Origin of the sequence: Actinomadura macrotermitis (assembly GCF_009604375.1) — a bacterium.
In the GTDB taxonomy this organism is placed as follows: domain Bacteria; phylum Actinomycetota; class Actinomycetes; order Streptosporangiales; family Streptosporangiaceae; genus Spirillospora; species Spirillospora macrotermitis.
Window position 1 is genome coordinate 470178 of sequence record NZ_WEGH01000001.1, and the last position, 25934, is coordinate 496111.

26 protein-coding genes and 1 riboswitch are annotated in these 25934 nt (G+C 75.1%); of the genes, 8 read left to right on the top strand and 18 right to left on the bottom strand.

Annotated features, from left to right (window positions below):
* Positions 1-2: 2 nt before the first annotated feature.
* Positions 3-491, top strand: coding sequence for a MarR family winged helix-turn-helix transcriptional regulator (locus tag ACRB68_RS02080; RefSeq protein ID WP_153530588.1), 489 nt, complete (start codon positions 3-5; stop codon positions 489-491).
* Here the strand turns inward: ACRB68_RS02080 and ACRB68_RS02085 are convergent.
* Genes ACRB68_RS02085 through ACRB68_RS02100 form a run of 4 tightly spaced genes read right to left on the bottom strand, consistent with a single transcriptional unit; the run spans position 479 to position 4357 of the window.
* A complete protein-coding gene (locus ACRB68_RS02085; protein WP_153530589.1) occupies positions 479-1060 on the bottom strand; it encodes a nucleotidyltransferase family protein in 582 nt (193 codons plus the stop codon). The genes ACRB68_RS02080 and ACRB68_RS02085 overlap by 13 nt on opposite strands.
* Positions 1061-1079: 19 nt before the next feature.
* A complete protein-coding gene (locus ACRB68_RS02090; RefSeq protein WP_153530590.1) occupies positions 1080-2198 on the bottom strand; it encodes an XdhC family protein in 1119 nt (372 codons plus the stop codon).
* The gene (locus tag ACRB68_RS02095) at positions 2179-3462 is read right to left on the bottom strand and encodes a vWA domain-containing protein (RefSeq protein WP_328593633.1); all 1284 of its coding nucleotides are present in this window, start codon (positions 3460-3462) and stop codon (positions 2179-2181) included. The genes ACRB68_RS02090 and ACRB68_RS02095 overlap by 20 nt, the downstream gene beginning before the upstream one ends.
* Positions 3463-3466: 4 nt before the next feature.
* Entirely contained in the window at positions 3467-4357 is an 891-nt protein-coding gene (locus ACRB68_RS02100; RefSeq protein ID WP_328593634.1) for an AAA family ATPase, read from the bottom strand.
* A gap of 83 nt (positions 4358-4440) precedes the next feature.
* On the opposite strand from ACRB68_RS02100, the gene ACRB68_RS02105 reads away from it, so the two are divergent.
* From ACRB68_RS02105 to ACRB68_RS02130, 6 genes are all read left to right on the top strand, one after another.
* Complete coding sequence (locus ACRB68_RS02105) at positions 4441-5673, top strand: sulfite oxidase (RefSeq protein ID WP_153530591.1); 1233 nt, start codon at positions 4441-4443, stop codon at positions 5671-5673.
* A 12-nt stretch (positions 5674-5685) separates the two neighbouring features.
* Positions 5686-7086, top strand: a complete 1401-nt coding sequence (locus ACRB68_RS02110) for a selenium-binding protein SBP56-related protein (RefSeq protein WP_153530592.1) — start codon at positions 5686-5688, stop codon at positions 7084-7086.
* The gene (locus ACRB68_RS02115) at positions 7086-7721 is read left to right on the top strand and encodes a hypothetical protein (protein ID WP_153530593.1); all 636 of its coding nucleotides are present in this window, start codon (positions 7086-7088) and stop codon (positions 7719-7721) included. The genes ACRB68_RS02110 and ACRB68_RS02115 overlap by 1 nt, the downstream gene beginning before the upstream one ends.
* A gap of 74 nt (positions 7722-7795) precedes the next feature.
* Positions 7796-8713 (top strand): D-alanyl-D-alanine carboxypeptidase family protein, encoded by a 918-nt coding sequence (locus ACRB68_RS02120; RefSeq protein ID WP_235958701.1) that lies wholly within the window; start codon positions 7796-7798, stop codon positions 8711-8713.
* Between the two features lie 69 nt (positions 8714-8782).
* The gene (locus ACRB68_RS02125; RefSeq protein WP_328593635.1) at positions 8783-9652 is read left to right on the top strand and encodes a D-alanyl-D-alanine carboxypeptidase family protein; all 870 of its coding nucleotides are present in this window, start codon (positions 8783-8785) and stop codon (positions 9650-9652) included.
* Positions 9652-9999: a hypothetical protein gene (locus ACRB68_RS02130; protein ID WP_153530595.1), complete on the top strand. Its 348-nt coding sequence runs from the start codon at positions 9652-9654 to the stop codon at positions 9997-9999. Before ACRB68_RS02125 ends, ACRB68_RS02130 begins: the two co-directional genes overlap by 1 nt.
* Before the next feature lie 13 nt (positions 10000-10012).
* Here ACRB68_RS02130 and ACRB68_RS02135 read toward each other — a convergent pair whose 3' ends face one another.
* From ACRB68_RS02135 to ACRB68_RS02200, 14 genes are all read right to left on the bottom strand, one after another.
* On the bottom strand, positions 10013-10459 hold the full coding sequence (locus ACRB68_RS02135) for a PH domain-containing protein (RefSeq protein WP_235958703.1): 447 nt from the start codon (positions 10457-10459) through the stop codon (positions 10013-10015).
* Positions 10452-11327, bottom strand: coding sequence for an ATP phosphoribosyltransferase (gene hisG, locus ACRB68_RS02140; protein WP_328593636.1), 876 nt, complete (start codon positions 11325-11327; stop codon positions 10452-10454). The genes ACRB68_RS02135 and hisG overlap by 8 nt, the downstream gene beginning before the upstream one ends.
* A 42-nt stretch (positions 11328-11369) precedes the next feature.
* On the bottom strand, positions 11370-11882 hold the full coding sequence (gene ribH / locus ACRB68_RS02145; RefSeq protein ID WP_153530596.1) for a 6,7-dimethyl-8-ribityllumazine synthase: 513 nt from the start codon (positions 11880-11882) through the stop codon (positions 11370-11372).
* Positions 11879-13114, bottom strand: coding sequence for a bifunctional 3,4-dihydroxy-2-butanone-4-phosphate synthase/GTP cyclohydrolase II (locus tag ACRB68_RS02150; protein WP_153530597.1), 1236 nt, complete (start codon positions 13112-13114; stop codon positions 11879-11881). Before ACRB68_RS02150 ends, ribH begins: the two co-directional genes overlap by 4 nt.
* Entirely contained in the window at positions 13111-13758 is a 648-nt protein-coding gene (gene pnuC, locus ACRB68_RS02155) for a nicotinamide riboside transporter PnuC (protein ID WP_153530598.1), read from the bottom strand. Before pnuC ends, ACRB68_RS02150 begins: the two co-directional genes overlap by 4 nt.
* Positions 13755-14348: a riboflavin synthase gene (locus ACRB68_RS02160; protein ID WP_153530599.1), complete on the bottom strand. Its 594-nt coding sequence runs from the start codon at positions 14346-14348 to the stop codon at positions 13755-13757. Before ACRB68_RS02160 ends, pnuC begins: the two co-directional genes overlap by 4 nt.
* Positions 14349-14450: 102 nt before the next feature.
* Positions 14451-14581: riboswitch (FMN riboswitch) on the bottom strand.
* A 160-nt stretch (positions 14582-14741) separates the two neighbouring features.
* The gene (locus tag ACRB68_RS02165; RefSeq protein WP_153530600.1) at positions 14742-15377 is read right to left on the bottom strand and encodes an HAD-IA family hydrolase; all 636 of its coding nucleotides are present in this window, start codon (positions 15375-15377) and stop codon (positions 14742-14744) included.
* Complete coding sequence (gene rpe / locus ACRB68_RS02170; protein ID WP_153530601.1) at positions 15377-16060, bottom strand: ribulose-phosphate 3-epimerase; 684 nt, start codon at positions 16058-16060, stop codon at positions 15377-15379. The genes ACRB68_RS02165 and rpe overlap by 1 nt, the downstream gene beginning before the upstream one ends.
* 13 nt (positions 16061-16073) lie before the next feature.
* The gene (locus tag ACRB68_RS02175) at positions 16074-17021 is read right to left on the bottom strand and encodes a phosphatase PAP2 family protein (protein WP_153530602.1); all 948 of its coding nucleotides are present in this window, start codon (positions 17019-17021) and stop codon (positions 16074-16076) included.
* Positions 17022-17132: 111 nt separating this feature from the next.
* Positions 17133-18557 carry an RsmB/NOP family class I SAM-dependent RNA methyltransferase gene (locus ACRB68_RS02180; protein ID WP_153530603.1) on the bottom strand — a complete coding sequence of 475 codons (1425 nt, stop codon included), beginning with the start codon at positions 18555-18557 and terminating at the stop codon, positions 17133-17135.
* On the bottom strand, positions 18557-19483 hold the full coding sequence (gene fmt / locus ACRB68_RS02185; protein WP_328593637.1) for a methionyl-tRNA formyltransferase: 927 nt from the start codon (positions 19481-19483) through the stop codon (positions 18557-18559). Before fmt ends, ACRB68_RS02180 begins: the two co-directional genes overlap by 1 nt.
* Before the next feature lies 1 nt (position 19484).
* On the bottom strand, positions 19485-20030 hold the full coding sequence (gene def, locus ACRB68_RS02190; protein WP_153530604.1) for a peptide deformylase: 546 nt from the start codon (positions 20028-20030) through the stop codon (positions 19485-19487).
* Between the two features lie 73 nt (positions 20031-20103).
* Entirely contained in the window at positions 20104-21885 is a 1782-nt protein-coding gene (locus ACRB68_RS02195) for a hypothetical protein (RefSeq protein ID WP_153530605.1), read from the bottom strand.
* Between the two features lie 96 nt (positions 21886-21981).
* Positions 21982-24069 (bottom strand): primosomal protein N', encoded by a 2088-nt coding sequence (locus ACRB68_RS02200; RefSeq protein WP_328593638.1) that lies wholly within the window; start codon positions 24067-24069, stop codon positions 21982-21984.
* Positions 24070-24202: 133 nt separating this feature from the next.
* Here ACRB68_RS02200 and ACRB68_RS02205 point away from each other — a divergent pair, with 133 nt between their 5' ends.
* Complete coding sequence (locus ACRB68_RS02205; protein ID WP_328593639.1) at positions 24203-25888, top strand: MFS transporter; 1686 nt, start codon at positions 24203-24205, stop codon at positions 25886-25888.
* Positions 25889-25934: the final 46 nt, after the last annotated feature.

Below are 25934 nucleotides of genomic sequence, written 5' to 3' on the forward strand. Positions count from 1 at the left end.
GTATGTCAACGGAGCCCGAGCCCACCGGGCCGAGCGTGGCGGACGGCGTCCGCGCGATGCTGCTGCTCATGCCGCGGATGGTCGCGGCCGCGAAGAAGATCGAGATCCCGGCGGAGCTGCGCTCGTTCGACCTGGCGCCCCGGCACCTGTCGCTGCTGGCCTACCTGCTGTTCGACGGGCCGATGCCGGTGAACGCCCTCGCCGCGCGGCTGGAGGTCGCCCCCGCGACGGTGAGCCTGATGGTCGGCGACCTCAGCCGGCAGGGCATCCTGGAGCGCCGGGAGGACCCCGCCGACCGGCGGCGCACGATCGTCAGCATCGCGGACGCGCGGCGGCCCGCCATCGAGGGCTGGCTCGCGCAGGGCGCGGTCGCCTGGCGCAAGGCGCTGGAGCCGCTCACCCCCGGACAGCGGCGGATGTTCCTGGACACGATGGCCGCCTACGAGCGCGAGGCGGTGGCCGCTCGGCGCGGAACGGGTCAGTCGGCGTAGGCCGCCAGGTCCTCGGGGGTGTCGATGTCGTCGGGCGCGGCGACATCGTCGCACGGCACCTCGGTGACCAGCTCGGGGTGCGCCCGCAGGAACGCGCGGGCGCCGACGTCGCCCTCGGCGCCCGCGGCGACCGCCGCGAAGTGCTCGGCGGCGATCAGCACCGGGTTGCGCGGCCGGCCGCCGTAGGTGGCGACGGCGACGCGGGCGCCCGCCTCGTAGGCGTCGACCAGCCGCCGGACGGCGTCGGCGGTCACCCGCGGCTGGTCGACCAGCGCGACGACCACGGCCGGGCAGCCCGGCGGCAGCGCGGCCAGGCCGACGCGCAGCGACGAGCCCATCCCGCTCCGCCAGCCGTCGTTCGGCACCACCACGGCGCCGATGACCTCCACGGTCGTCGCGCCCGACACCACCAGGACCGGCGAGCAGCCGCCGCCGCGCAGCAGGTGCACGCCCCGGTCGACCAGGCGCTCGCCGCCCACTTCCACCAGCGCCTTCGGGCGCCCCAGCCGGCTGCCCGCGCCCGCCGCGAGCAGCAGCCCGGCGGGCACCTCGGTCCCGTGCAAGGTCATCGGACCAGCTTAACCCCGGTCACCGTGCGTCACCATGGATCCGGCCGCTCGTGTCGGCCAGCGGCCGGCCCGAGCCGCCCCAGCGCAGCTGGACCAGCTCCGCCGCGATCGACACCGCGGTCTCCTCGGGGGTGCGGGCGCCGAGGTCCAGGCCGATCGGCGAGCGCAGCCGGGCCAGCTCGGCGCCGGTCAGGCCCGCCTCGCGCAGCCGGGCGAGCCGGTCGCGGTGGGTGCGGCGCGAGCCCATCGCGCCGACGTACCCGGCCCGGGTGCGCAGCGCGACCTCCAGCAGCGGCACGTCGAACTTGGGGTCGTGGGTGAGGACGCAGATCGCGGTCCGCTCGTCCACCTCGGCCTCGCCCAGGAACCGGTGCGGCCACTGCACCACGACCTCGTCGGCCTCGGGGAAGCGCTTGGCGGTGGCGAACACCGGGCGGGCGTCGCAGACCGTCACGTGGTAGCCGAGGAACTTGCCGATGCGGGCGACGGCGGCGGCGAAGTCGATCGCGCCGAACACCAGCAGCCGGGGCGGCGGGGCGAAGGAGTGCACGAACACCGCCAGCTCGTCCAGCCGCCGCTCCCCTTCGGGGCCGTAGTGGCGCTGCCCGGTGCGGCCCTGGGCGAGCATGCCGCGCGCGTCGTCGTCGACGGCGGCGTCCAGCCGCGCGGCGTGCGGCTCGCCGGGCGCGAGGCTGCCGGACGCGCGGTCCGGCCAGACGACGCGGCGGGCCCCGACGCGCCCCGGCCCGGCGACGACCGAGGCGACCGCGACCGGCTCGTGCGCCGCGATCGAGGCGGCGACGTCGCCGAACTCGGGGAAGCGCGCGGGATCGACCGGCTCGACCAGCACGTCCAGGACGCCGCCGCAGGTCAGGCCGACCGCGAAGGCGTCGTCGTCGCTCACGCCGTAGCGCCGCACGACCGGCTCGCCGGACGCGATCACGGCCTGGGCCAGCTCGTAGACCGCGCCCTCCACACAGCCGCCCGACACGCTGCCGGCGGCCTCGCCGTCCGCCGACACCGCCATCGCCGCGCCGGGCGGGCGCGGCGCGCTGCGGAAGGTGTTCACCACGGTGGCGAGGCCGAAGGTCCGCCCGGTGGCGTACCAGCCGGCGATGTCACCGAGCACGTCGCGCATGCCTGCCTTCTTTCTCGAGGGGGGACGACCCCCCACGCCCCCCGGAGCGCACATGAGGCGGCTGCGCCGCCGGTCTCGCGCCTTCTTTCCCGAGGGGGGACGACCCCCCACGCCCCCCGAAGCGCGAACGAGGCGGCTGCGCCGCCGGTCTCGCGCCTTTCCCCTTCCCCCTCGCCCCCGTGATGATCCGGGCCAGCTCCTCCAGCGCGCCGAGGCTGTGCCCGGAGGTGAAGTCGTCGACGTGCGGCAGCGCCGCCGCCATGCCCGCGGTGAGAGGTTCGTACCCCGGGCGGGCCTTGTGCGGGTTGGCCCACACGACCCGGTGCGCCAGGCGGTGCAGCCGGGCCATCTGCGCGCCGAGCAGCCCGGCGTCGCCGCGCTCCCAGCCGTCGGAGGCGATCACCACGACGGCGCCGCGGGCCAGGCCGCGCTGCCCGAACCGGTCCAGGAACTCTTTCAGCTCCTCCCCCAGCCGGGTGCCGCCGCTCCAGTCGGGGATCGCCGCCGACACCGCCGCCATCGCCGCGTCGGGGTCGCGGTGCCGCAGCTCGCGGGTGAGGCGGGTGAGGCGCGTCCCGGCGCTGAACACCTCCACGGCGCGGCCGCCCGAGCGGGCCGCGGCGTGCGCGAAGCGCAGCAGCGCGTCGGCGTAGGGGCTCATCGAGCCGCTGACGTCGATCAGCAGCACGACGCGGCGCGGCCGGGTGCGGTGCGCGCGGTGCCGCAGCAGCGAGATCTCCCCGCCGCGCCGCAGCGTCTCGCGGACGGTGCGGCCCGGGTCCGGCCGCCCGGCCGGGGCGGGCGCGAACCGGCGCGACCGGCGCGGCTCGGCCGCCGCCGACAGCAGCGCGATCAGCCGGTCGACCTCGGCGCGCTCGGCCGGGCCGAGGCGGGCCACGTCGCGGTCGCGCAGCACCTCCACGCCGCTCGCCGTCGCCGGCCGCAGATCCTCGGCGGGACGGCCGGCGCCGTCGTCCCCGGTAGGAACGGCCGCCGTCCGCCGGACCGCCACCCGGGGCGGCCGGCGTCCTGGACGCGGCACCGCGCCGGAGAAGTAGGCGGCGAAGACCCGGTCATAGCGGGCCAGGTCGTCGGGGCCGGCGCACAGCGTGAGCCGGCCCGCCCAGTAGACGCCGGCGGGGTCGAGCACGTCGAGGTGGTCCAGGGCGGCCAGCATCGCCTGTACCCGGTCGGGGCCCGCGGCGCCGCCGGCCGCGCGCAGCGTGCGGGCGAACCCGACGATCGTCTCGGTGGCGTCCCGCACCGTCCTACCCCCCGCCGAGCAGGGCGGCGAGCCCGCCCGCGACGACGCGCTCCTGGTCCTCGCGGTACTTCAGCACGGTGCCGAGGGTGCGCGCCGCCGTCTCGGGGTCCAGCTCGCGCACCCCGAGCGCGACCAGCGCCTCGGCCCAGTCCAGCGACTCGGCGACGCCGGGCGGCTTCAGCAGGTCCGCGCCGCGCAGCCGCTGCGCGGCGCGGGCGACCTGCCCGGCCAGGTTCTCGGCCGTGCCGGGCAGCCGCCGCCGGATGATGGCGACCTCGCGCTCGTAGGAGGGGTGCTCCAGCCAGTGGTAGAGGCAGCGGCGCTTCAGCGCGTCGTGCACCTCGCGGGTGCGGTTGGAGGTGACGACCACGACCGGCGGGTGCTCGGCGCGGATCGTGCCGAGCTCGGGCACCGAGATGGCGAAGTCGCTGAGCACCTCCAGCAGGAACGCCTCGAACTCGTCGTCGGCGCGGTCGACCTCGTCGACCAGCAGCACGCTCGGCGTGGTCTCCAGCGCCCGCAGCAGCGGGCGGGCGAGCAGGAACCGCCGGTCGTACAGCTCGCCCTCCAGCCGCGCGACGTCGGCGACCCCGGCGGCCTCGGCGGCGCGCAGGTGCAGCAGCTGGCGCGGGAAGTCCCAGTCGTACAGGGCCTGCGAGGCGTCCAGGCCCTCGTAGCACTGCAACCGGATCAGCGGGGCGCCGAGCACCCGCGCCAGGGTCTTGGCCAGCTCGGTCTTGCCGACGCCGGCCTCCCCCTCCAGGAACAGCGGCCGGCCCATCCGCAGCGCCAGGAAGCACGCGGTGGCGAGGCCGTCGTCGCACAGGTAGGCGTGCCGGTCCAGCAGCCCGGCGAGCTCGGCCGGCGAGGCGACCGCGGTGGAGGTGTGCACCACGCCACTCACCCTAACGCGCCTTAACCATATTAACTCAGTAGGGAAAGTTGACTTCCGGTCGTCCGATCAGCAGCATCATGGCCATGGATGGTGACCTGACCGACGAGGCCGTCTACGAACTGACCCGGCGGCGGATGCTGCGGCTGACGGCCGGCGCGGGCCTCGGCCTCGGCATCGGCTCCGCGCTGGCGACCGGAGCGCGCCCGGCGGCGGCGGACAACGGCTCCGGGATCGTCAAGCCCCTGCCGCCCGAGCTGTTCATCCCCCGGGGCACCAACGCCGAGATGCGCTGGGAGGCCATGCGCGGCCAGGGCCACCTGACCCCCGCCGACCGCTTCTTCGTCCGCAACCACGTCGCGACCCCGATCATCGACGCCCGCACCTGGCGGCTGAAGCTGTGGGGCGACGGCCTGCACCGCTCCCCCACCGAGGACCGGCCGGTCGAGTTCACCTACGAGGACCTGCTCGGCATGCGCGCCGAGTCCCTGACGGCGTTCATCGAGTGCACCGGCAACGGCCGCTCCCTCTACACCTCTCAGCAGGGCCAGCAGGTGAGCGGCACCCCGTGGGGGCTCGGCGCGGTCGGCGTCGCGCACTGGCGCGGGGTACGGCTGGCCACGGTCCTGGAACGCGCCGGCCTCACCCGCCGGGCCGTGGACCTTCTGCCGCGCGGCCTGGACGCCGACTTCGTCGACAAGGGCGAGAACCTCGGGCGGGTCCGGCGCCCGCTGCCGGTCGCCAAGGCGCTGAAGGACGTCCTGCTCGCCTACGAGATGAACGGCCGGCCGCTGCCGCCCGACCACGGGTACCCGGTCCGGCTCGTCGTGCCGTCCTGGGTCGGCATCGCCTCCATCAAATGGCTCGGCGACATCCAGGTGTCGCAGCAGCCGCTGTACTCGCCCTGGAACACCCGGTACTACCGCCTGTTCGGCCCGGACCAGCCGCCCGAGGGCAGCGCGCCGCTCACCCGGATGAACGTCAAGAGCGCGTTCGAGCTGCCCTGGGACGCCGCCCTCGCCGCGGACCGCACGCACGTCCTGCACGGCCGCTCCTGGTCGGGCAATGGACGCGTGCGGCATGTCGCGGTAAGCGTGGACGGAGGCGCTTCCTGGCAGCGCGCCCGCACGCGCGGACCGCACCACGCGCGCGACTGGGTGCGGTGGGAACTGCCCTGGCGGCCCCGCGCGGCGGGTCGTCACGAACTGCTCGCCCGCGCCGTCGACGAGACCGGCGCGGCCCAACCCGACGTCGCCCCCTACAACACGCTCGGTTATCTGTTCGGCGCGGTCGCGCGCCATCCCGTCACGGTCAGCTAAGGAAACCCCCACATGGCCCTATGGAAGCCCGATCCGACCTTCTACCCCTCCCCGCGCGACGCCGCCGCCGGCCCGCCGGAGAAGCTCGCCTACGTCGCGGCGTTCGACCGGGCCGCGGCCGAGCCGGACGCGATCGCCGTCCTGGACGTCGACCCCGACTCGGCGTCCTACGGCGACGTCGTCGGCTGGTCGGAACTGCCCGGCCTCGGCGACGAGCTGCACCACTTCGGGTGGAACGCGTGCAGCAGCGCCCTCTGCCCCGGGTCGCCGCACCCGCACGTGGAGCGCCGCTACCTGATCGTGCCGGGCCTGCGCTCGTCCGACATCCACGTCCTGGACACCAAGGACGACCCGCTGAAGCCGCAGCTGGTCAAGACCATCACCGCGGCGGAGCTGGCCGGGCGCGCCGGGTACTCGCGGCCGCACACCGTGCACTGCGGGCCCGAGGGCCTGTACGTGACGGCGCTCGGCGGCGCGGACGGCGCCGAGGGGCCGGGCGGGATCGCGCTGCTGGACCACACCTCGTTCGAGGTGCTCGGCCGGTGGGAGGTCGACCGCGGGCCGCAGTTCTTCGCCTACGACGCCTGGTGGCACATCGCGCACGACGTGCTCGTCAGCTCCGAGTGGGGCACCCCCTCGATGATCGAGGACGGCGTCGTCGGCGAGCTGCTGCTCGGCCGCGAGTACGGGCACTCGCTGCACTTCTGGGACCTGCGCAAGCGCAAGCACGTGCAGACCGTCGACCTCGGCGACCAGCACCAGATGGTGCTGGAGCTGCGGCCCGCGCACGACCCGACCAAGCAGTACGGGTTCGCCGGCGTCGTGGTGAACGTCGAGGACCTGTCGGCGTCGGTGTGGCTGTGGCACCGCGACGGCGACGCCTGGGCCGCCACCAAGGTCATCATCATCCCCGCCGAGCCCGCCGACGCCGCCGACCTGCCGCCGGTGATCGCGCCGTTCGGCGCCGTCCCGCCGCTGGTCACCGACATCGACCTGTCGGTGGACGACCAGTGGCTGTACGTGTCGTGCTGGGGCACCGGCGAGCTGAAGCGCTACGACGTCAGCGACCCGTTCCACCCCGTCGAGGCGGGCTCGGTCCGCATCGGCGGGATCGTGGACCGCGCCCCGCACCCGGCCGAGCCGGGGCTGCCGCTCGCGGGTGGCCCGCAGATGGTCGAGGTCAGCCGCGACGGCCGCCGCGTCTACGTCACCAACTCGCTCTACGGCGCGTGGGACGACCAGTTCTACCCCGACGGCGTCGGCGCCTGGATGGCCAAGCTCGACTCCACCCCCGAGGGCTTCACCTTCGACGAGCGGTTCTTCCCCCACGGCGACGCCTTCCGCGGGCGGCGCCCGCACCAGACGCGCCTGCAGGGCGGCGACGCCTCGTCCGACTCCTACTGCTACCCCTGATGAAGGAGGGTTCGCTCGCGGCGCTGGTCGCGCTCGGCGCGTTCCACGGGCTGAACCCCGGCATGGGCTGGCTGTTCGCGGTCGCCCGGGGGCTGCAGGAACGCAGCCGCGCGCTCGTGCTGCGGTCGCTGCCGGCGATCGCCGCCGGGCACGCGGCGTCGGTCGGCGCGGTCGCGCTGCTGGTGACGCTGACCCGGTCGGTGGTCGCCACGCAGGCGGTGGCGATCGCCGGCGGGGTGGTGCTGGTCGGGTTCGGCCTGTGGCGGCTGCTGTCGGACCGGCACTTCCGCTGGGTCGGCATGCGGATCTCGCTGTGGCAGCTCGCCGGCTGGTCGTTCCTGATGTCGTCGGTGCACGGCGCGGGGCTGATGCTGCTGCCCGTCCTCACCTCGTCGGCCGCGCCGGTCCCCGGCCACGACCACGGGCTGGTGGCCGGAACCGGCAGCGCGGTGTCGGCGGCGGTGTTCGTCACCGGCGTGCACACCCTCGCCATGTTCGCGGTCGCGGGAGTCGTCGCGGTGCTGGTCTACGAGGTGGTCGGGCTCGCGGTGCTGCGCCGCGCCTGGTTCAACCTGGACCGGCTGTGGGCGGTCGCGCTCATCGGCGCGGGCGCCGCGACGATCCTCACCGCTTGATCACCACCGCCCGGCCTGGCACCCTCGTCAGGTCACGCTTGTGACCTATGCGCCTTATGTGAACGGGGATGCCGATGGGGACAGCAACGCGCCGGGCCGGGCAGTGCGCGATCGCGGGGGTGCTGACGGTGCCGCTCGTGGTGGCCCCCGCCCTGACGGCGGACGCGGCGGCCGGGCCGGCGGGCGTCGCCGCCAAGGGGGCCATGCTGTTCGACAGCGGCGCCAAGAAGATCAAGTGGTCCCGCAACGCCGACGTCAAGCGGCCGATGGGCAGCATCACCAAGGTCATGACGGCCGCGGTGGTGCTGCGCGCCGGTCACCTGGACCGCAAGGTGACCATCAAGCAGAAGTACATCGACTACGCCATCCGCCAGGGCGGCAGCATGGCCAGGCTGCGCGCGGGCGACAAGCTGACCGTCCGCCAGCTGCTGAACGGCCTCATGCTGCCCTCGGGCTGCGACGCCGCCTACGCCCTCGCCGACGTGTACGGGCCGGGCTGGCGCGGCTTCGTCACCAAGATGAACAAGACGGCCAAGTCGCTCGGCATGACCAAGACCCACTACGCCAACTTCGACGGGCTGCCCTGGCCGAGCGGCACCGCCACCTACTCCACGCCCCGCGACCTGGTGCGGCTCGGGCACTACGCGATGAAGAACAGCGAGTTCCGCGCGGTCGTGGGCCGGCGCACCTACACGCTCGCGGCCAACCGGGAGCACCAGCGCTACTCCTGGATCAGCACCAACCGGCTGCTCGGCTCCTACCGGGGCATGATCGGCATCAAGACGGGCCACACCGACGCCGCCGGGTACTCCTTCATGTTCGCCGCCAAGCGCGGCTCGCGGACGCTGATCGGGGTCGTCCTCAACAGCTCCACCACCAGCGAGCAGGCCCGCTTCACCGACGCGGGCAAGATCTTGAACTGGGGCTTCGGCGTCCGCACCGCCGACGTCCTGACCGTCCCGCCGGTGCCCGCCGGCGCCAACGTCGACTAGCGGACCGGGCGCCCGCGACCTTTCCCGAACCGGTTGCGGGCGCCCGGCCCCGTTGCGAAGCTGCACGCTGTGCGAACGCTCCCGGTGTGCCTGCTCCTCATCGCCGCCCTCCTGACCGCGCCCCCGGCGGCGGCGGAGGCGGGGCCCGCCGGCGTCGGGTCCAGAACCGCCTATCTGACCGACGCCGCGTCCGGCGGGACCCGCTGGGCGCGCGGCGCCGACACCGCCTACCCCGCCGCGAGCATCACCAAGGTGATGACCGCGCTGGTGGTGCTCCGCGCGGGCGGCCTGGACCGCGTGGTCACCATCGAGCAGAAGCACGTCGACTACGCCGTCCGGCACGGCGCGACGTCGGCCGGGCTGCGCGCCGGGGAGCGGCTGACGGCCCGGGAGCTGCTGTACGCGCTGCTGCTCCCGTCCGGCGCGGACGCCGCCTACGCCCTCGCCGAGGCGTACGCGCCGACCTGGCAGGACTTCGTCGCCGAGATGAACGCGACCGCCGCCTCCCTCGGCATGACCCGCACCCGCTACGACAATGTCGACGGCCTGCCCTACCCCACCCGCGACGCCGACCCGTCCACCCCGCGCGACCTGGTGCGGCTGGGCCGCGCCGCGCTCCGCTACGCCGCGTTCCGCCGGACGGTCCGCACCCGCGTCCGCACGCTGCCCGGCCGGGGCGCGCACCGCGCCCACACCTGGACCAACACCAACCGGCTGCTCGGCGCCTACCGGGGCGCCACGGGGATCAAGACCGGCTACACCGGCGCCGCCGGGTACTGCCTGCTGTTCACCGCCAGGCGGGGACGGCGTACGCTGATCGGCGCGACTCTCGGGGGCGCCACCTCCGCGGGCCGCTTCGCCGACGCCGCCCGGCTCCTGGACTGGGGCTTCGGCGTCACGTCCCCCTCCCGCCTGCGGACCACGGAGTCACGCGACTGATGCGCACCACCGCCCTCGCCTTCGCCCTGCTCATCGCCCTGACGGGCTGCGGCGGCGAGCCGAAGAAGGCCGGCCCCACCGGCGCGACCCCCTTCACCGGCACGTGGCGCTCCGCCGCCAACGGCGACGCCGGCACGGGCGGCACGGTCCTCACCGTCGACGCCCGGGGCGGCCTGAAGTTCAAGAGCAGCGTCGACTGCGCCGGCAAGGTCACCCCGAACGGCGGGACCTACCGCTTCGCCTTCGACTGCGGCGCCTCCAAGTTCGACGGCACCGCCCCGCCGCCCGCCGCCGGCGCGTTCATCATGACCTGGACCGACGGCGACAGCAGCGAGTTCCGCAAGTAGGCCCGGCGCCCCGTCAGGAGGGGTCGGGGGCTTCGCTGCGCTGCTTCAGCAGGGCCTGGAGTTCGGCGAGCTGGCGGGCGGCGCGGGCCCGTTCGGAGCCCTGGATGCCCATCGCGCCGAGGGAGGTGCCGTCGGCCAGGTCCAGGGTCGGCCAGGGCTCGCCCACCGTCATGCCGGCGTCCAGCACCTCGGCCCAGGCCAGGCGGCGGGTGCGGAAGGCGTTGACGACGGTGAGGCCCGTGTCGGCCGCGACGACGCGGCAGCGGGCCAGCATGTGCAGGATCCAGGCGATGAACAGCCCGGACAGCACGATCATGGCGCGGTCGAAGAGCTGGAACCGGGGCGCCAGCACGACGGCGAGCACGACCATGCCGAGCACGATCACACCCGCCGTCGCGTAGGCCACGATCCGTGTGGTGTGCGGACGCCACACGGCCGGCAGCGAGGGTGCGTCAGTCAACGATCTTGGAGATCGGGATCTCGAGGATGTCGTGCGCGCCGGCCTGCTTCAGCGCCGGGATGAGGGTGTTGACGCCGCGCTTGGCGACCACGCTCTCCACCGCGTTGCTCTGGCCCCCCGCCAGGGAGGTCACGGTCGGCGACGACATCGCGGGCATGATGTCCAGCACCGCCTGCAGGTTCTCCTGCGCGACGTTCAGCTTCAGCAGGACGTTGCCGCGGGCCCGGATGGCGCCCTGCAGCAGCAGCGCGACGTCCTCCATCGCCGCGCGCTTGGCCGGGTCCTCGTAGGCGGCGCGGTTGGCGACCAGCTCGGTGTAGCTGGTGAGCAGGGTGTCCAGGATGCGCAGGCCGTTCTTGCGCAGGGACGAGCCCGTCTCGGTGAGGTCGACGATGACGTCCACGATGTCGGGGACCTTGGCCTCGGTGGCGCCGTAGGAGGGCACCACCCGGGCCTTGACGCCGTGCCGCTCCAGGAACCGCTCGGTCATCGCCGGGAACTCGGTGGAGATCCGCACGCCCTCGGGCAGGTCGGAGACCTGCTGCCAGGGGGCGTCGTTCGGCACCGCCATGATGACGCGGACCGGGTTGGCGGTCGCCTTGGAGTACTGCAGCTCGCCGAGGCTGACCACGTCGGCGTCGGTCTCGGTGATCCAGTCGCGGCCGGTGATGCCGAGGTCGAACAGGCCCTGCTCGAGGTAGGTCGGGATCTCCTGCGGGCGCAGCACCCGGACGCGGTCGATGCGCGGGTCGTCGATCTGCGCCCGGTAGTCGCGGTCGGAGGTGCGCCGGACGGTGAGGTCGGCGGCGTCGAACAGCGCCAGCGTGGCCTTTTCGAGCGAGCCCTTGGGCAGGACGAGAGAGAGCACGGGAAGACCTTTCGGTGGAAGTGGCGATCGGGTCCGGGGACGTCAGGAGCTCAGATGCTCCACGCCGTGCCCGGCATGCCCGTGATGCCGCAGTCCTCGCAGGGTCAGTGCCGTGTCGAGTGCGGCCACAGTCGCCTCCCACCCCTTGTCTTCGCGGCTGCCGGGCAGCCCGCTACGGTCCAGTGCCTGCTCAATGTTGTCACATGTGAGCACCCCGTTGCCCACCGGAGTCGCCTCGTCGAGGGCGACGCGGGTCACACCGGCGGTCACCGCGTCGCAGACATAGTCGAAATGTGCGGTCTCGCCCCGGATGACTGCGCCGAGAACGACAACCGCGTCCAGATCGCGGGCGAGCTGCTGCGCGACGACCGGCAGTTCCAGCGCGCCCGGGACCCGCGTGACGACCGGCGCGTCGATGCCGCACGCCTTGGCGGCGGCGAGCGCGCGCTCCAGCAGCGGCCCGGTGATCTGGTCGTGCCAGCGGGTGCAGGCGATGCCGAGCGTCAGCCCGGCGGCGTCGACGACGCGGTCCTCGGGGCGTCCGGCGCCGCTCATGCGAGTCCCTCGATCCGGTGTCCGAGGCGGTCGCGCTTGACCGCCAGGTAGCGCTGGTTGTGCTCGGTGACCAGGACGGGCATCGGCTCGCGGCCGAGGACCGCCAGGCCGAAGCCGTCCAGGCCCTTCAGCTTGGCCGGGTTGTTGGTGAGCACCCGGACCGAGCGGACGCCGAGGTCCAGCAGCATGTGCGCGGCGTTGGAGTACTCGCGCGCGTCGGCGGGCAGGCCGAGCTCCAGGTTGGCGTCGACGGTGTCGGCGCCCTCGTCCTGCAGCGCGTAGGCGCGCAGCTTGGCCAGCAGGCCGATGCCGCGGCCCTCGTGCCCGCGCAGGTACAGGATGACGCCGCGGCCCGCGGCGGCGATCCGCTCCATGGCGGCGTCGAGCTGGGTGCCGCAGTCGCAGCGCTCGGAGTGCAGGACGTCGCCGGTGAGGCACTCGGAGTGCGCCCGGACCAGCACGTCCTCCCCGTCGCCGAGGTCGCCGTACACCAGCGCGACGTGCTCGCCGCCGTCGATCTCGCTGGCGAAGCCGACCGCGCGCCACATGCCGTAGCGGTTCGGCAGCCGGGTCTCCACGGCGCGGGTCACCATGCGCTCGGTGCGCTTGCGGTACTCCACCATCTGCTCGATGGAGATCAGCTTCAGCCCGTGCTCCTTGGCGAACACCTGCAGCTCGGGCAGGCGGGCCATGGTGCCGTCCTCGTTGACGATCTCGGCGAGCACGCCCGCGGGCGGCAGGCCGGCCATCCGGGCGAGGTCGACGGCGGCCTCGGTGTGGCCGCGGCGGCGCAGCACGCCGCCCTCGTGGTAGCGCAGCGGGAAGATGTGGCCGGGGCGCACCAGGTCCTCGGCCTCGCTCGCCGGGTCGCACAGGGTGCGGATCGTGCGCGCCCGGTCGGCGGCGGAGATGCCGGTGCTGACGCCGTCGCGGGCGTCGACGCTGACGGTGTAGGCGGTGCGCAGCCGCTCGGTGTTCTGCGGGGTCATCAGCGGGATGTGCAGCCGGTCCAGATCGGCGCCGGTCATCGGCACGCAGATGACGCCGCTGGTGTAGCGGATGGTGAAGGTCAGCAGCTCCGGCGTCGCCATGGACGCGGCGAAGATGATGTCGCCCTCGTTCTCGCGGTCCTCGTCGTCCACCACCACCACGGGCTTACCCGCCGCGATGTCGGCGAGGGCGTCCTCCACCGGGTCGAAGATTCCACTGCCGTCGATGTCGTTGCCGCTCATGCGGTCACCGCCTTGTTCGGTTCCTGCAGGTCGTTGCGTTCCCGGGATTCCCGCAGCCAGTTGCGGAACCCCGCCATCACCATCACGAAGAAGAGCCCGTAGACCGCGCCCGAGACGTAGAGCCCGGACTTGAAGGCCAGCGGGACGCCGACCAGGTCCACCAGGACCCAGATGATCCAGAAGTCGACCAGCGCGCGGCTCTGCGCGAACGTCGCGACCGCGCTGCCGACGAAGATGTAGGCGTTCGCCCACGGCGACCAGGCCACCTGCAGCCAGGTCAGGTGGATGAACAGCTGCGCGACGGCGACGGTGCCGAGCGCGAGGGCCGCGAGCAGCACCACCCGTTCGCGGACGGTGGCCTGCCGCACCAGCAGCCCCTTCTCCTCGCGCCGCCCGCGCGCCCACATGATCCAGCCGTAGGAGGCCAGGGCGCAGAACAGCACCTGCTTGAGGGCGTTGCCGGGGGCGTGCGCGTGCAGCGACGCGGCCAGCAGCAGCAGGGCGCCGGTGAGCTGGACGGGCCAGGTCCACAGCGTCTTGCGCATGGCCAGCCAGACGACGGCGAGCGACAGCACGTTGCCGACCAGGTCGGTCCACAGGATCTTCTCGCCGAACAGCGAGAAGCTCGCGTTGAGCCAGCTCATGCCCGCTCCCCCAGCATCCGCTCGACGTACTTGGCCACGACGTCGACCTCCAGGTTGACCGGGTCGCCGGGCTGCTTGCGGCCGAGCGTGGTCAGTTCGAGGGTGGTCGGGATGAGCGACACGCTGAACCGGTCGGCCTCGGCCCGCACCACGGTGAGGCTGACGCCGTCGATGGTGATCGAGCCCTTGTCGACGACGTAGCGCGCGAGCCCGGGCGGCAGGGCGAAGGTGACGACGTCCCAGCGTTCGCCGGGTTCGCGCGACAGCAGCGTCCCGACGCCGTCGACGTGGCCCTGCACCAGGTGGCCGCCGAGCCGGTCCGACAGGCGGACCGGCCGCTCCAGGTTGACGCGGGAGCCGGCGGTGAGACCGCCGAGGCTGGACCGGTCGAGGGTCTCGCGCATCACGTCGGCGGTGAAGGCGCCGTCCTTGGTCTCCACGACGGTGAGACAGACGCCGTTGACGGCGATCGACGCGCCGTGCACCGCGTCCTCGGTGACGAGCGGGCCGCGGATCGTCAGGCGGGCGGAGTCGGCCAGCGACTCGACCGCGACGATCTCGCCGAGCTCCTCGACGATGCCGGTGAACATCTCCCGGGCCTCCCATGTCTAGGGATGAAGGCTCCGGGGTGTCTTTGCGTACGACGGAACGTACGGCAGTCGGACACCCCTGCCGAAGACGGCAAGGATGCCCCGCGCGCTGCCTCCCATCCGGACTTTCACCGTCGGTCCCGGAATTTCACCGGATCAACCGGCCGATGGCTTCGGCCGGGTCGCGGACTGTCACCGCCGGTTCGGAATTGCACCGACCCCGGAGCACGCGTTTCATGCTTGGCAACCAGTGTGCCACGTACGGCATTCCCCGCGGCATGTGAAAAGGGACACGGCCGCATCCGGCCAACCAAGCGCTCGCTTGATTCAGGTCGTCCGGCCGGTCCGCCGGAAGCCGGCGATGAGCGCGTCGCCCCGGACGGGCGCTGAGGCTCAGGCCCGGACGCGCAGCCCGCCGGGCTCCGCCGTGACGGCCGTCAGGTCGGGGACGATCACGTCGGCCTCGGCGAGGTCGGCGCGGGAGTGGCTGGTGGTCAGCGCGACGACGGTGGCGCCCGCGGCGCGGCCCGCGGCGACGCCCGCCGGAGCGTCCTCGACCACGACGCAGCGCGCCGGATCCAGGCCGAGGCGGCGCGCGGCCAGCAGGTAGCCGGCCGGATCGGGCTTGCCCGCGGCCACGTCGCGGGCGGTCACCGCGACCTTCGGCAGCGGCACCCCGGCCGCCCCCGCGCGGGCGGTGAGCTGGCCGGGGTCCATCGAGGTCACCACGGCCCAGGGCAGGCCGCGCAGGGACGACAGCAGGTCCACCACGCCCGGGAGCGCGGTGACGCCGGCCACCTCGGCGGCCTCCAGGGCGTCCAGGCGCTCGGTGGCGGCGCGGACCTGCCCGGCCGGCAGGAAGTCGGCGATGCTGTCGCTGGTGCGCCGGCCGTGCGCGCGCGCCAGGTAGGCGTCGGGGTCGATGCCGTACTCGGGCGCCCAGACGCGGGCGGCCCGTTCGATCAGCGGCGTCGAGTCGACCAGGGTGCCGTCCACGTCGAACAGCACGCCGTCGCACGGCAGGAGCATCAGCGCGCCCAGTCGGCCTTGGCGGTCGCGGCCTCGGCCTGCGCGCGCAGCCTGCGGACGGCCTCGTCGGGGTCGCTCGCGTTGTAGACGGCGCTGCCGGCCACGAACACGTCGGCGCCCGCCTCGGCGCAGCGCTCGATCGTCTCGGCGCTGACGCCGCCGTCGACCTGCAGCCAGACCGGCAGGTCCCGGCCCTTGATCAGCTCGCGGGCGCGGCGGACCTTGGGCAGCACGACGTCGAGGAAGCTCTGGCCGCCGAAGCCGGGCTCGACGGTCATCAGCAGCAGCATGTCGATCTCCCCGAGGAGGTCCTCGAAGCCGTCGACCGGCGTCGCCGGGTTGACGCCGAGGCCCGCGCGCGCCCCGGCGGCGCGGATGGCGCGCAGGGTGCGGATCGGCGCCTTGGCGGCCTCGGCGTGGATGGTGACGCTGCCGGCGCCGGCCTCGGCGTACTGCGGCGCCCACCGGTCCGGGTCCTCGATCATCAGGTGGCAGTCCAGCGGCAGCCTGCTGGTCTTCAGCAGCGCCTGCACGATCGGCAGCCCGAGGGTGAGGTTGGGGACGAAGTGGTTGTCCATCACGTCGACGTGGACCCAGTCGGCGGCGTCGGCGATGCGCTCGACGTCGGCGCCGAGGTTCGCGAAGTCGGCGGACAGGATGCTGGGAGAGATCTGCGGAGCCATGATGGCCCCGAGTCTATTGCCGCGCCCCGGCGGGCGGCTCACCCGAGGGGGTGATCGCAGGGGTGGTACGGGCCGCCAGCCGCAGCCGCACGAACGTCTCCGGCGCGCCCGCCACGATCCACAGGCCGAGCAGCGCCTGGACGACGAACTGCTGCACCGGCCGGGTGCCGAGGAACAGCCCGAGGGTGTAGATCGCCAGGCCGCCCGCCGCGCCGACCGGGAGGCGGGCCACCCGCCGCCACACCTCGCCGCCCGCGTCGAACCAGCCGTGGTGGCCGAGCCAGGACACCCCGGCCAGCACCCCGAACAGGATGCCGGCGGCGGCCGCGGCGTCGCTCAGGCCGACCGCGTGCGGGCTGCCGCCGGCGGCGGTGATGGCGCGCGCCCACAGCACCGGCCAGTGCCACACCCCGAGGGCCCGCAGCGCCGCCCAGGCGCAGGCCAGCAGGGCCAGCGAGAGCGCGAGGGCGAGGGCGACCTGGACGGCGAGCGGGCGCCGCGTCCACCACGGCACGGCCACCGGTTCCAGGACCAGCGCGGCGACCAGCAGCGCGGCGCCGACGCCCCAGCCCGCCAGCACCTGGCCGGGCGAGTGCACGCCGAGCTGGATCCGCGACACCCCGATCAGCACGATGATCACGGCGGCGGCAGCCCAGGCGAGCCGGCGGCGCAGGTGCGCGGCCAGGAACCCCCAGGCCACGACGGCGTTCTGGGCGTGCCCCGACGGCATGCCGAACGAGTCGTGCGCCTCCCCCGCCCGGATCGACGGGTCGGTCCAGAACGGTCGCGGCGCGTGGAACGCCAGCTTCAGCACGCTGTTCAGGGCGGCGCTGAAGGCCAGCAGGACCGCGGCGCGCGCGGCGACGCGCGGTTCCAGGCACCAGTAGACGATCACCAGGAGCGGCAGGTAGAACGCCGCACTGCCGATGAACGATGCAAAGTGCATGAAACCGGTCAGCACGGATCTCCCTCGGCAGCGTTCAGGCCCTCATGACGACCATCAAGGGTATGCGGCCGTCATCAGGTCAACGCGCGAGCGACACGTAAAGGATCCGGGCTTTCGCCGCAGGGCCTAGGTTCGCCGCAGCAGCGCCAGGAACATCGCGTCGGTGCCGTGCCGGTGCGGCCAGAACTGCGCGAACTCCCCCTCGCCGACGCCGGTGAGGCCGGGCGCCACGGTGCGCAGCACCGCCGGCGCGTCCAGCGCCGTCACGTCGTCGCGGCGCCGCAGCACGTCGCCGGCGATCACGCGGGTCTCGGCCAGGTGCGGCGAGCAGGTGACGTAGGCGAGCACGCCGCCGGGCCGCAGCGCCTCCAGCGACGCCGCCAGCAGCTCCCGCTGGATCCCGCCGAGCTCGGCGACCGCCTCGGGGCCGCGCCGCCAGCGCGCCTCGGGGCGGCGGCGCAGCGCGCCGAGGCCGGTGCACGGCGCGTCCAGCATGATCCGGTCGAAGGCGCCGGGACGCCAGGCCGGCGCGGTGCCGTCGGCGGCGACCACCCCGGCGCGGTCGTCCACGGCGCGGGCGACCAGGCCGGCGCGGTGCGGCTGCAGGTCGGCGGCGAGCAGCCGGGCGCCGCGCCCGGTGGCCAGGGCCGACAGCAGCCCGGCCTTGCCGCCGGGGCCGGCGCACACGTCCAGCCAGCGGGCGTCGGGGCCGTCCAGCGGCGCGGCGGCCAGGGCGGCGGCGACGAGCTGGCTCGCCTCGTCCTGCACCGCGGCGCGGCCCTCGCGGACCGCCGGGATCGCGCCCGGGTCGCCCTCCTCCAGGACCGCCGCGTACGGCGAGTACGGGGCCGGGTCCGCGCCCCACCCGGCCAGCTCCTCCAGCGAGGCGCGGCCGGGGCGGGCGACCAGGGTGACCAGCGGGCGGGCGTTGTCGGCGGCCAGCAGGTCGCCGATCTCGTCCCGGTCCGGGCCGAGCGCGTCGCGCAGCGCCGACACGATCCACTTGGGGTGGCTGTGCGCGACCGACAGCCGGGTGGTGAGGTCGGCCGACTCCGGCGCGACGATCTCCAGCCAGCCGGCCAGGTCGCGGCCGGCGACCTTGCGCAGCACCGCGTTGGCGAACTTGGACTGGCCCGGCCCGGCGACCGAGCGGGCCAGGTCCACCGCGGTGCCGACGGCGGCGTGCGGCGGGATGCGGGTGGCCAGGATCTGGTGCGCGCCGAGGCGCAGCACGTCCAGCAGCGGCCCGTCGATGCGGCGCAGCTCGCGGTCGCTGCAGAGCGCCAGGATCGCGTCGTAGGTGCCGCGGCCGCGCAGCGTGCCGTAGGTCAGCTCGGTGGCGAGGGCGGCGTCGCGGCCGGACAGCTCGCGGTCGCGCAGCCGGGCCGGCAGCAGCAGGTTGGCGTAGGCGTCGCGGGTCTCCACCGCGCGGATCACGTCGAAGGCGGTGCGGCGGACCAGGTCCTGCGGGCGGCCGGTGTTGCGCGGCCCGCCGGGACGGCGGTTGCGGCCGTGGTCGCCGCGGCCGCGGGGATTGCTGCGGGCGGGCATCAGACCAGGCCGTCCTTGCCGGTGAGGTTCAGGCCGCGCGCCCAGTCGGTGGCGGGCATCGGGCGCTTGCCCTCGGGCCGGACCTCGCCGAGCTCGACCGGGTGGGTGGCGGTGCCCACCAGCACCCGCTTGCGCTCGGCCAGCAGCCCGCCCGGCGCCAGGGGGCCGGCGTCGGGGGCGGGCCGGACCCGGCCGAGCTTGACGCGGGCGTCGCGGAACGTCGTCCAGGCGCCGGGCGCGGGCGTGCAGGCCCGCACCAGGCGGTCCACCCGGTGCGCCGGGGCGCCCCAGTCGACCCGGGCGTCCTCGGGCGTGATCTTGGGGGCGACCGAGACGCCCTCGGCGGGCTGCGGCCGCGGCTCCAGCACCCCGGCCTCGATGCCGTCCATGGTGTCGGCCAGCAGCCGGGCGCCCGCGACGGCGAGCCGGCCGAGCAGGTCGCCGGAGGTGTCCTCGGGCCGGATCGGCTCGGTGAGCACGCCGAACACCGGGCCGGTGTCCAGGCCCTCCTCGATCTGGAAGGTGGCCGCGCCGGTGACGTCGTCGCCGTGCAGGATCGCGTGCTGCACCGGCGCCGCGCCGCGCCAGGCCGGCAGCAGCGAGAAGTGCAGGTTCACCCAGCCGTGCGCGGGGATGTCCAGCGCCTCGCGCGGCAGCAGCGCGCCGTAGGCGACGACGGGGCAGCAGTCGGGCGCGATCTCCCGCAGCCGGTCCAGGAACTGCGGGTCCCGCGCCTTGGCGGGCTTGAGGATCTCGATCCCGGCCTCGGCGGCGCGCTCGGCGACCGGGCTGGCGACCAGCCTGCGGCCGCGCCCGGCGGGCGCGTCGGGCCGGGTGACGACGGCGACGACCTCGTGCGCGGAGGCCAGCAGCGCCTCCAGCGCCGGGACCGCGGTCTCGGGGGTCCCTGCGAAGACCAGCCTCACCCTAGATCGCCTTCCCGAACGTGCGGTGCGGCGACTGCTTGACCACCGGCGCCGGGTCGCCGAACCACTCGGCCTCGCGGACGGCCTTCATCGCGGCCTTGCGCTGCTCGGGGTCCATCCGGTCGATGAACAAGATGCCGTCCAGGTGGTCGGTCTCGTGCTGGACGCAGCGGGCCAGCAGGTGCGTGCCCTCCAGCGTGATCGGCTCGCCGTGCATGTTGTACCCCTTGGCCACCACGCCGACCGAGCGCGGCGTCGGGAACGCCAGGCCCGGCAGGGACAGGCAGCCCTCGTCGCCGGTCTCCTGCTCGTCGGTCAGGTCCAGCGTCGGGTTCACCACGTGCCCGAGCCGGTCGTCGACGTAGTAGGTGAACACCCGCAGGCCGACGCCGAGCTGCGGCGCCGCCAGGCCCGCCCCGGGCGCGTCGATCATGGTGTCGGTCAGGTCCTTGACGAGCTGGCGCAGCTCCTTGTCGAAGTCCTTGACCGGCTCGGCGGGCGTGCGCAGCACGGGGTCCCCGAAGAGGCGGATGGGCTTGACGGCCAACGAGGGCTCCGTTCGGTGAGGCGGGCGGTGCGGAAAGCGCGGTGCGCAAGGTGGTGCGCGACCAGTCTACGAACTACAGCGAACGCGCCTTGTAGGCGGCGGTGCGCGCGGCCTTGGCGATCGGCCGGTCGGGGTGGTGGGCGCCGAGCGCGGCCAGCACCCCGGCGGTGGCCGGGTGGTCGGCCCGCCACATGTCGTGGATCATCGCGCCGAGCTCGGCGCCGGCCGGCGCGCCGGTGAGGGCGGCGGCGACGGCGTCGGCCGGTTCGGCGGTCTCCAGCATCCCGGCGAGGGTGTCCACGAACACCCACAGGTACTCGTCGCGCGACAGCTCGTACCCGTCGTGGCCGTGCTCGGACAGCCAGAGGGCGGCGTAGGGGCGGCTGAGCGGCTCGCCGGTCGCGGCCCGCACGACGGGCGCGGCCTCGTCGCCGATGCGGTGCAGCACCCCGGCGGCGAGGTTGCGCGCGCCGGGCCCGCCGGTCCGCATGACCGCCAGCAGGTCGGCGGCGGCGTCCTTGGGGTCGCGGCCGTCCAGCCAGCCGTCGATCTCCTCGTCGGCGGTGTCCTGGCGGTGCCAGACCAGCCCGGCGACCAGATCGGCGGCCGGGGCGCCGGCCAGGTCGCCCACCACCGGCGCGGCGAACCCGTCGGCGCGCAGCAGCTCGCGCACGCCCCACACGCCGAGCGGCGTCAGCTCCAGGCCGCGGTCGTCGCCGCCGAGCACGCCCCAGGCGGTGAGGTCGGCCAGCTCCAGCGCGAGGGCCCCGGTGACGGCACCGGCCAGCGCGGCGTCGTCGGACACCTCGTAGGCCTCGGCGATGTGGTCGACCAGCGCCCCGGTCAGCTCGGCGGCGGTGGAGGGCTCCTCCTGCTCGTACAGGTGGATGAGCACGCCGGTCAGCTCGTTCTGCACCAGCTCGACGGCGTCCAGCCCGTCCTCGGCGTCGTGCTCGGGCACCGCGGCGGCGTCGAACAGCCGCAGCCAGACGTCCAGGACGGCCTCGTCGTCGCCGCCGGTGAGCGCCGCCAGGCCGGGGCCGGGCGCGGCCCGGCCGTCGCCGACGGTCAGCACGCCCGACTCGGCGGCGGCCCACCAGAGCCGGTCGACCTCGGGGACGTCGGCCTGCTCCTCGGCCTCGCCCTCGGCGCGCGGGGTGGCCAGGCCGAGCGCCTCGGCGGCGGCGGCCGTCTCCGCGCCGGTCAGCTCGTCGTACTCGTCGACCGGGCGCTCCCCGGTCCACTCGGCCAGGGCGAGGGCCTGCGCGGTCAGCCCGGACCGGCGGGCCGCCTCGGCGAGCTCGGCGGCGGGCGCGAGCCGCACCGGCGGGACCGCCAGCTCCTCGACCTGCCGCAGGTACTCCTCGGTGCGGGCGTAGCGCTCCTCCTCGGGGAGCTCCTCGAACTCGCGCACCCACTCCCGCACGGCGGCCTCGTCCTGCGGGTCGATCCCGTCGGCCCACATCAGGCCGGTCAGCACCTCGGCGGCGGCCTGCCGCTCGGTGGTGTCGGCCGCCCCGACGACCTCGGCGAACTCCGGCGCGACCCGGTCCAGCTCGGCGGCGAGGGCGGCGCCGTCGGCGAGCCCGGCGTCGCCGAGGAACCCGGCCAGGTGCCGGGCCGTCTCCAGGACGGCCGGGACCTCGTCGCCGCCCGCGACGACCGAGTCGGGGAAGGTCTCCAGCAGCAGGGTGCGCAGCGCGGCCGCGTCCAGCGCGCCCGGGCCGGGCAGGCCGAGGTCCTCCTCGGCCAGCTCCAGCAGGAGCCGCGCCCCGGCCACGTCGACCTTGCGGTCGTGCTCGTCCGCCCAGCGACGCAGATCGTCGGTGGTGCTCTCAACCCAGTTGTCGGCCACCGACAGGAGCCTAGGGCATCTTCCATGAACCCACCTCCTACTACGCGACGTCCAGGGTCCTTGGAAGACGCCCTGCCGCTTCGCCGGGCCGGGACGTCAGATCAGCTCCAGGGGGTCGATCTGGATCCGGACGGCCTCGGTGGCCTTGCGAGCGCTGCGCACGCCCTGCGCGGCCTGCAGGGCGCGGGCCAGCTCCAGGGCGGCGCCGCGCGGGGCCCGGACCAGGGCGCGCTCGCGTTCCTCGGCGCCGCCGACCGGGACGGGCCCGAGCACCTCGGCGCCCTCGGGCAGCCGGGCGTCCTCGACCAGCTCGCGGATCGCGGCCGGGGAGGCGGTGAGCGACGCCATCCGCGCCGCGGGCGGGAAGCCGACCTCGCGGCGCTCGGCCAGCTCGCGCTCGGCGTAGGTGATCGGATCCCAGCGGATCAGCGCCTGCACCGCGGGCAGCGACCCGTCGGCGGCGACCACGACGTGGCCGCCGGGGCGGACCAGGGCGGCGGCGTTCATCCAGCGGCGCAGCGTCTCCTCCCCCGCGCGCAGGTCGGCGCGGCCGAGCAGCACCCAGCCGTCCAGCAGCAGCGCGGCGGTGTAGCCGCCCTCGGCGACCGGCTCGGCGCCGGGCGTGCACACCACCAGCGCCCGGTCCGGGCCGACGGCGTCCAGCACCGCGTCCTTGCCGGAGGTGCGCACCGCCACGCCGGGGAAGGCGCGGCCGAGCTCCTCAGCGGTGCGCCGCGCGCCGACGACCACGGCGCGGAAGGCGACGTGGCCGCACTCGGGGCAGTGCCAGTCGCCGGCGATCCGGCCGCACCAGCGGCAGTAGGGGGCGGCGTGCGCGCCGGGCAGCGACAGCGGGCCCTGGCATTCGCCGCAGCGGGCCGGGGTGCGGCAGCGGCCGCAGGCCAGGCCGGGCAGGTAGCCGCGGCGCGGCACCTGGACCAGCACCGGGCCCTCGGCGAGCGCCTGCCGGGCCGTCTGGAACGCCAGGTTCGGCAGCCGCGCGGCGCGGGCGGCGGCGTCGCGGGCCAGCTGGGGGTCCTCGCCGACCGGCTGGACGCGCGGCATCACCTCGCGGATCCGCACCCGGTCGGCGGTGAGCGCGTGCGCCCAGCCCGACTCGACCAGCTGGGTCGCGTCGGTGGTGCGGGTGTACCCGCCGAACAGCGCCGCGGCGCCCGCGCGGTGCGCGCGCAGCGCGAGGACCTCGCGCGGGTGCGGGTAGGGGGCGTGCGGTTCGGCGTGCACGTCGTCGCCGTCGTCCCACAGCACGACCAGGCCGAGGTCGGCGACGGGCGCGAACATCGCGGCGCGGGTGCCGGCGACGGCCCGGACGCCGCCGCGCAGCACCCGCAGCCAGCGCCGGTACCGCTCGGTCGGGCCGAGCCCGGCCATCAGCGCCACGTGCCGGCCCTCCCCCAGCTCGGCGGTGAGGGCGGCGTCCATCCGCGCGACGTCGCGGGCGTCGGCGAGCACGACCAGCGCGCCGCGCCCGGCGGCGAGCGTGACCGCGACGGCGCGGGCGATCGCGGCGATCCGGTCCGGGCCCGGCAGCGCCGTCCACACCGCGCGCGGCGCCCGCCCGCCGGCGAGCGCGGCGAGGAAGGACGGCCCGGCCGGGTAGGCGGCCCACGGCCCGGGCCCCTCCGGCGCCGGCGGGGGGCCCGCCGGCTCGGGCGGCGGCTCGGCCTCGGCGCGGGCGTGCCGGGGCGGGATGGCGAGGCGCACCACGTCGGCGAAGGTCCCGGCGTAGCGGTCGGCGACCTCGCGGACCAGCGCGGCGATCCCGGGCGTGAGCACCGGCTCGGGCGACACGACCCGCTCCAGGTAGAGGAGGCGGCCCTCGTGGCCGCTCTCGGGGACGCGCTCCAGCAGCAGGCCGTCCACGAGCTGCCCGGCGAACCGGACCCGGACCCGGCAGCCGGGCACCGCCGCCTCGTCCATCGTGGTGGGCACCAGGTAGTCGAACGGGCGGTCCAGGTGCGGCAGCGGGATGTCGACGGCGATCCGCGCCACCGGCAGCTCCGCGGCGGGCTCCCGGGCGCCCTTCCTGGCGCCCGGCTTCTTCCCCGACGTGCCTTTCGTAGGCGATAGGCTTTTCGCGGACTCGGGCGCCTTGCCCGCGGGGACCCGCGGGATGTCGCCCAGCCCCGGAATCAGCTCAGCTCCCCCGCCGTCGTTCGTCACGCCCCCGTCCTACCAGATGAGGGGGACAGCGATGGTCCGGCGGTCGGCGCGGAGCGTTGCATCCGGCGGGGGTCCGCCGGATCATTTCCCGGCGTCCCCGCGTCCTCCCGTTCCCCAAGCGCCTGCAGGCAATGTGACGACAGCGCAGAGACCATCCCGAGAGAGCGGCGACCCCGCACCGGCGGACGTCCCCGCGGACCCCGCCCCGCCGGGCGCGCGCCGCCGCTGGACCTCCCCGCGGCATCCCGTGACGGCGGCCACGCTGTTCGCGGCCGTCCTGCACGTGGTGTGGGCGCTGTTCCTGGCCAACGACGGCGGCGACCTGGCCGCGCAGTCGGCCTGGACCCACTTCGCCGGGCAGCACCCCGACTCGGCCTACAACCTGGCCTGGTACGGCGGGATGCACCCGGCGTCCTACAGCGTGCTGTCGCCGTACCTGATGGCGTGGTTCGGGATCCGGCTCGTCGCGGTGGTCGCGGGCACCCTGTCGGCCACGCTCACCGCGCGGCTGCTGGTGCACCTGCGGGCCCCGGCGGCGCTGCCCGCCGCGCTGTGGGCGGCCCTGGCGATCTGGTGCAACGCCGCGTCCGGCCGGGTCACCTTCGGCCTCGGCCTGGTGTTCGCCCTCGCCGGCGTGCAGGCGGCGTTCACCCGGCGCGGCACCCCGGCGCTGCGGGCCGCGGTGATGGTGGTGCTCAGCCTGCTGGCGACGCTGACCAGCCCGGTCGCCGGGCTGTTCGTCATGGTGGTCGCCGCCGCGCTGTTCCTCACCGGACGCCGCCGCGCGGGCGTCGCGCTCGCGATCGCGCCGCCGCTGGTGGTCGGCGTCACCACGCTGCTGTTCCCCTTCACCGGCGTGCAGCCGATCGGGTTCACCACCGTGGTGCTGCCCGCGATCACCAGCGTGGTCGCGGTGCTGCTCTGCGCCCCGCGCGGGTGGACGGTGGTGCGCGTCGGCGCGGGCGTCTACCTGCTCGGCATCGCGCTGACCTTCCTCATCCCGACCCCGATCGGCAGCAACGTCGAGCGATTGTCGCTGCTGTTCGGCGGGATGGTGCTGCTGAGCGCCGTCGCCCGCACCACCCACCTGGTCAAGCTCGGCGCGCTCAGCCTCGCCTTCATCGTCACCGGCGCCTGGATGGTGGTGAAGCCGGTCGACGACATCATCCACACCCGGCCCGCCGCCGCCACCGCCGCGCACGCGGCGCCGCTCCGCGCCGAGCTGGACCGGCTCGGCGCCCGCCGCGGCCGGCTGGAGGTCGTGCCGCTGCGCTCGCACTGGGAGGCGACCGGCCTCACCCGCCGCTACATCCTCGCGCGCGGCTGGAACCGCCAGGTGGACGCCGAGCGGCACGGCCTCTTCTACAAGGAGGGCGCGCTCACCGCCGCGACCTACCACGACTGGCTGCACAAGTGGGCGGTGCAGTACGTGGTGCTGCCCGAGCAGGAGGTCGAGAAGGCCGGCAAGGCCGAGGACGCGCTGATCCGGGGCGGCCTGCCCTACCTGGAGCAGGTCTGGAGCGACGACTACTGGCGGCTGTACAAGGTCGCCGACCCGACGCCGCTGGCCGCCCTGCCCTCCACCGTCGCGCGCATCAACGCCGACGAGCTGGTCGTGGACGTCCCCGAGCGCGGCACCACGCTGCTGCGCATCTCCTGGTCGCCGTGGCTGACCGTCCGCGGCGGCCGCAAGGGCCCCGGGCACGGCTGCCTGGCCCGCGAGGGCGACTTCGTGCGCCTGCACGCGCCGGGCCCCGGCCGCTACCACATCGGCGCCCGCTACGGCATGCCGCGCGGAACTCCATGCCCTAAGGGCTAGGCGGCACGCGAAAGGCCCCCGAGGACGTCGTCCTCGGGGGCCTTCG

Coding starts and splice junctions, on each gene's coding strand:
- ACRB68_RS02080 (WP_153530588.1), top strand. CDS start 3: ATGTCAACGGAGCCCGAGCCCACCGGGCCGAGCGTGGCGGACGGCGTC.
- ACRB68_RS02085 (WP_153530589.1), bottom strand. CDS start 1,060: ATGACCTTGCACGGGACCGAGGTGCCCGCCGGGCTGCTGCTCGCGGCG.
- ACRB68_RS02090 (WP_153530590.1), bottom strand. CDS start 2,198: ATGCGCGACGTGCTCGGTGACATCGCCGGCTGGTACGCCACCGGGCGG.
- ACRB68_RS02105 (WP_153530591.1), top strand. CDS start 4,441: ATGGATGGTGACCTGACCGACGAGGCCGTCTACGAACTGACCCGGCGG.
- ACRB68_RS02110 (WP_153530592.1), top strand. CDS start 5,686: ATGGCCCTATGGAAGCCCGATCCGACCTTCTACCCCTCCCCGCGCGAC.
- ACRB68_RS02115 (WP_153530593.1), top strand. CDS start 7,086: ATGAAGGAGGGTTCGCTCGCGGCGCTGGTCGCGCTCGGCGCGTTCCAC.
- ACRB68_RS02120 (WP_235958701.1), top strand. CDS start 7,796: ATGGGGACAGCAACGCGCCGGGCCGGGCAGTGCGCGATCGCGGGGGTG.
- ACRB68_RS02130 (WP_153530595.1), top strand. CDS start 9,652: ATGCGCACCACCGCCCTCGCCTTCGCCCTGCTCATCGCCCTGACGGGC.
- ribH (WP_153530596.1), bottom strand. CDS start 11,882: ATGAGCGGCGCCGGACGCCCCGAGGACCGCGTCGTCGACGCCGCCGGG.
- ACRB68_RS02150 (WP_153530597.1), bottom strand. CDS start 13,114: ATGAGCGGCAACGACATCGACGGCAGTGGAATCTTCGACCCGGTGGAG.
- pnuC (WP_153530598.1), bottom strand. CDS start 13,758: ATGAGCTGGCTCAACGCGAGCTTCTCGCTGTTCGGCGAGAAGATCCTG.
- ACRB68_RS02160 (WP_153530599.1), bottom strand. CDS start 14,348: ATGTTCACCGGCATCGTCGAGGAGCTCGGCGAGATCGTCGCGGTCGAG.
- ACRB68_RS02165 (WP_153530600.1), bottom strand. CDS start 15,377: ATGCTCCTGCCGTGCGACGGCGTGCTGTTCGACGTGGACGGCACCCTG.
- rpe (WP_153530601.1), bottom strand. CDS start 16,060: ATGGCTCCGCAGATCTCTCCCAGCATCCTGTCCGCCGACTTCGCGAAC.
- ACRB68_RS02180 (WP_153530603.1), bottom strand. CDS start 18,557: ATGCCCGCCCGCAGCAATCCCCGCGGCCGCGGCGACCACGGCCGCAAC.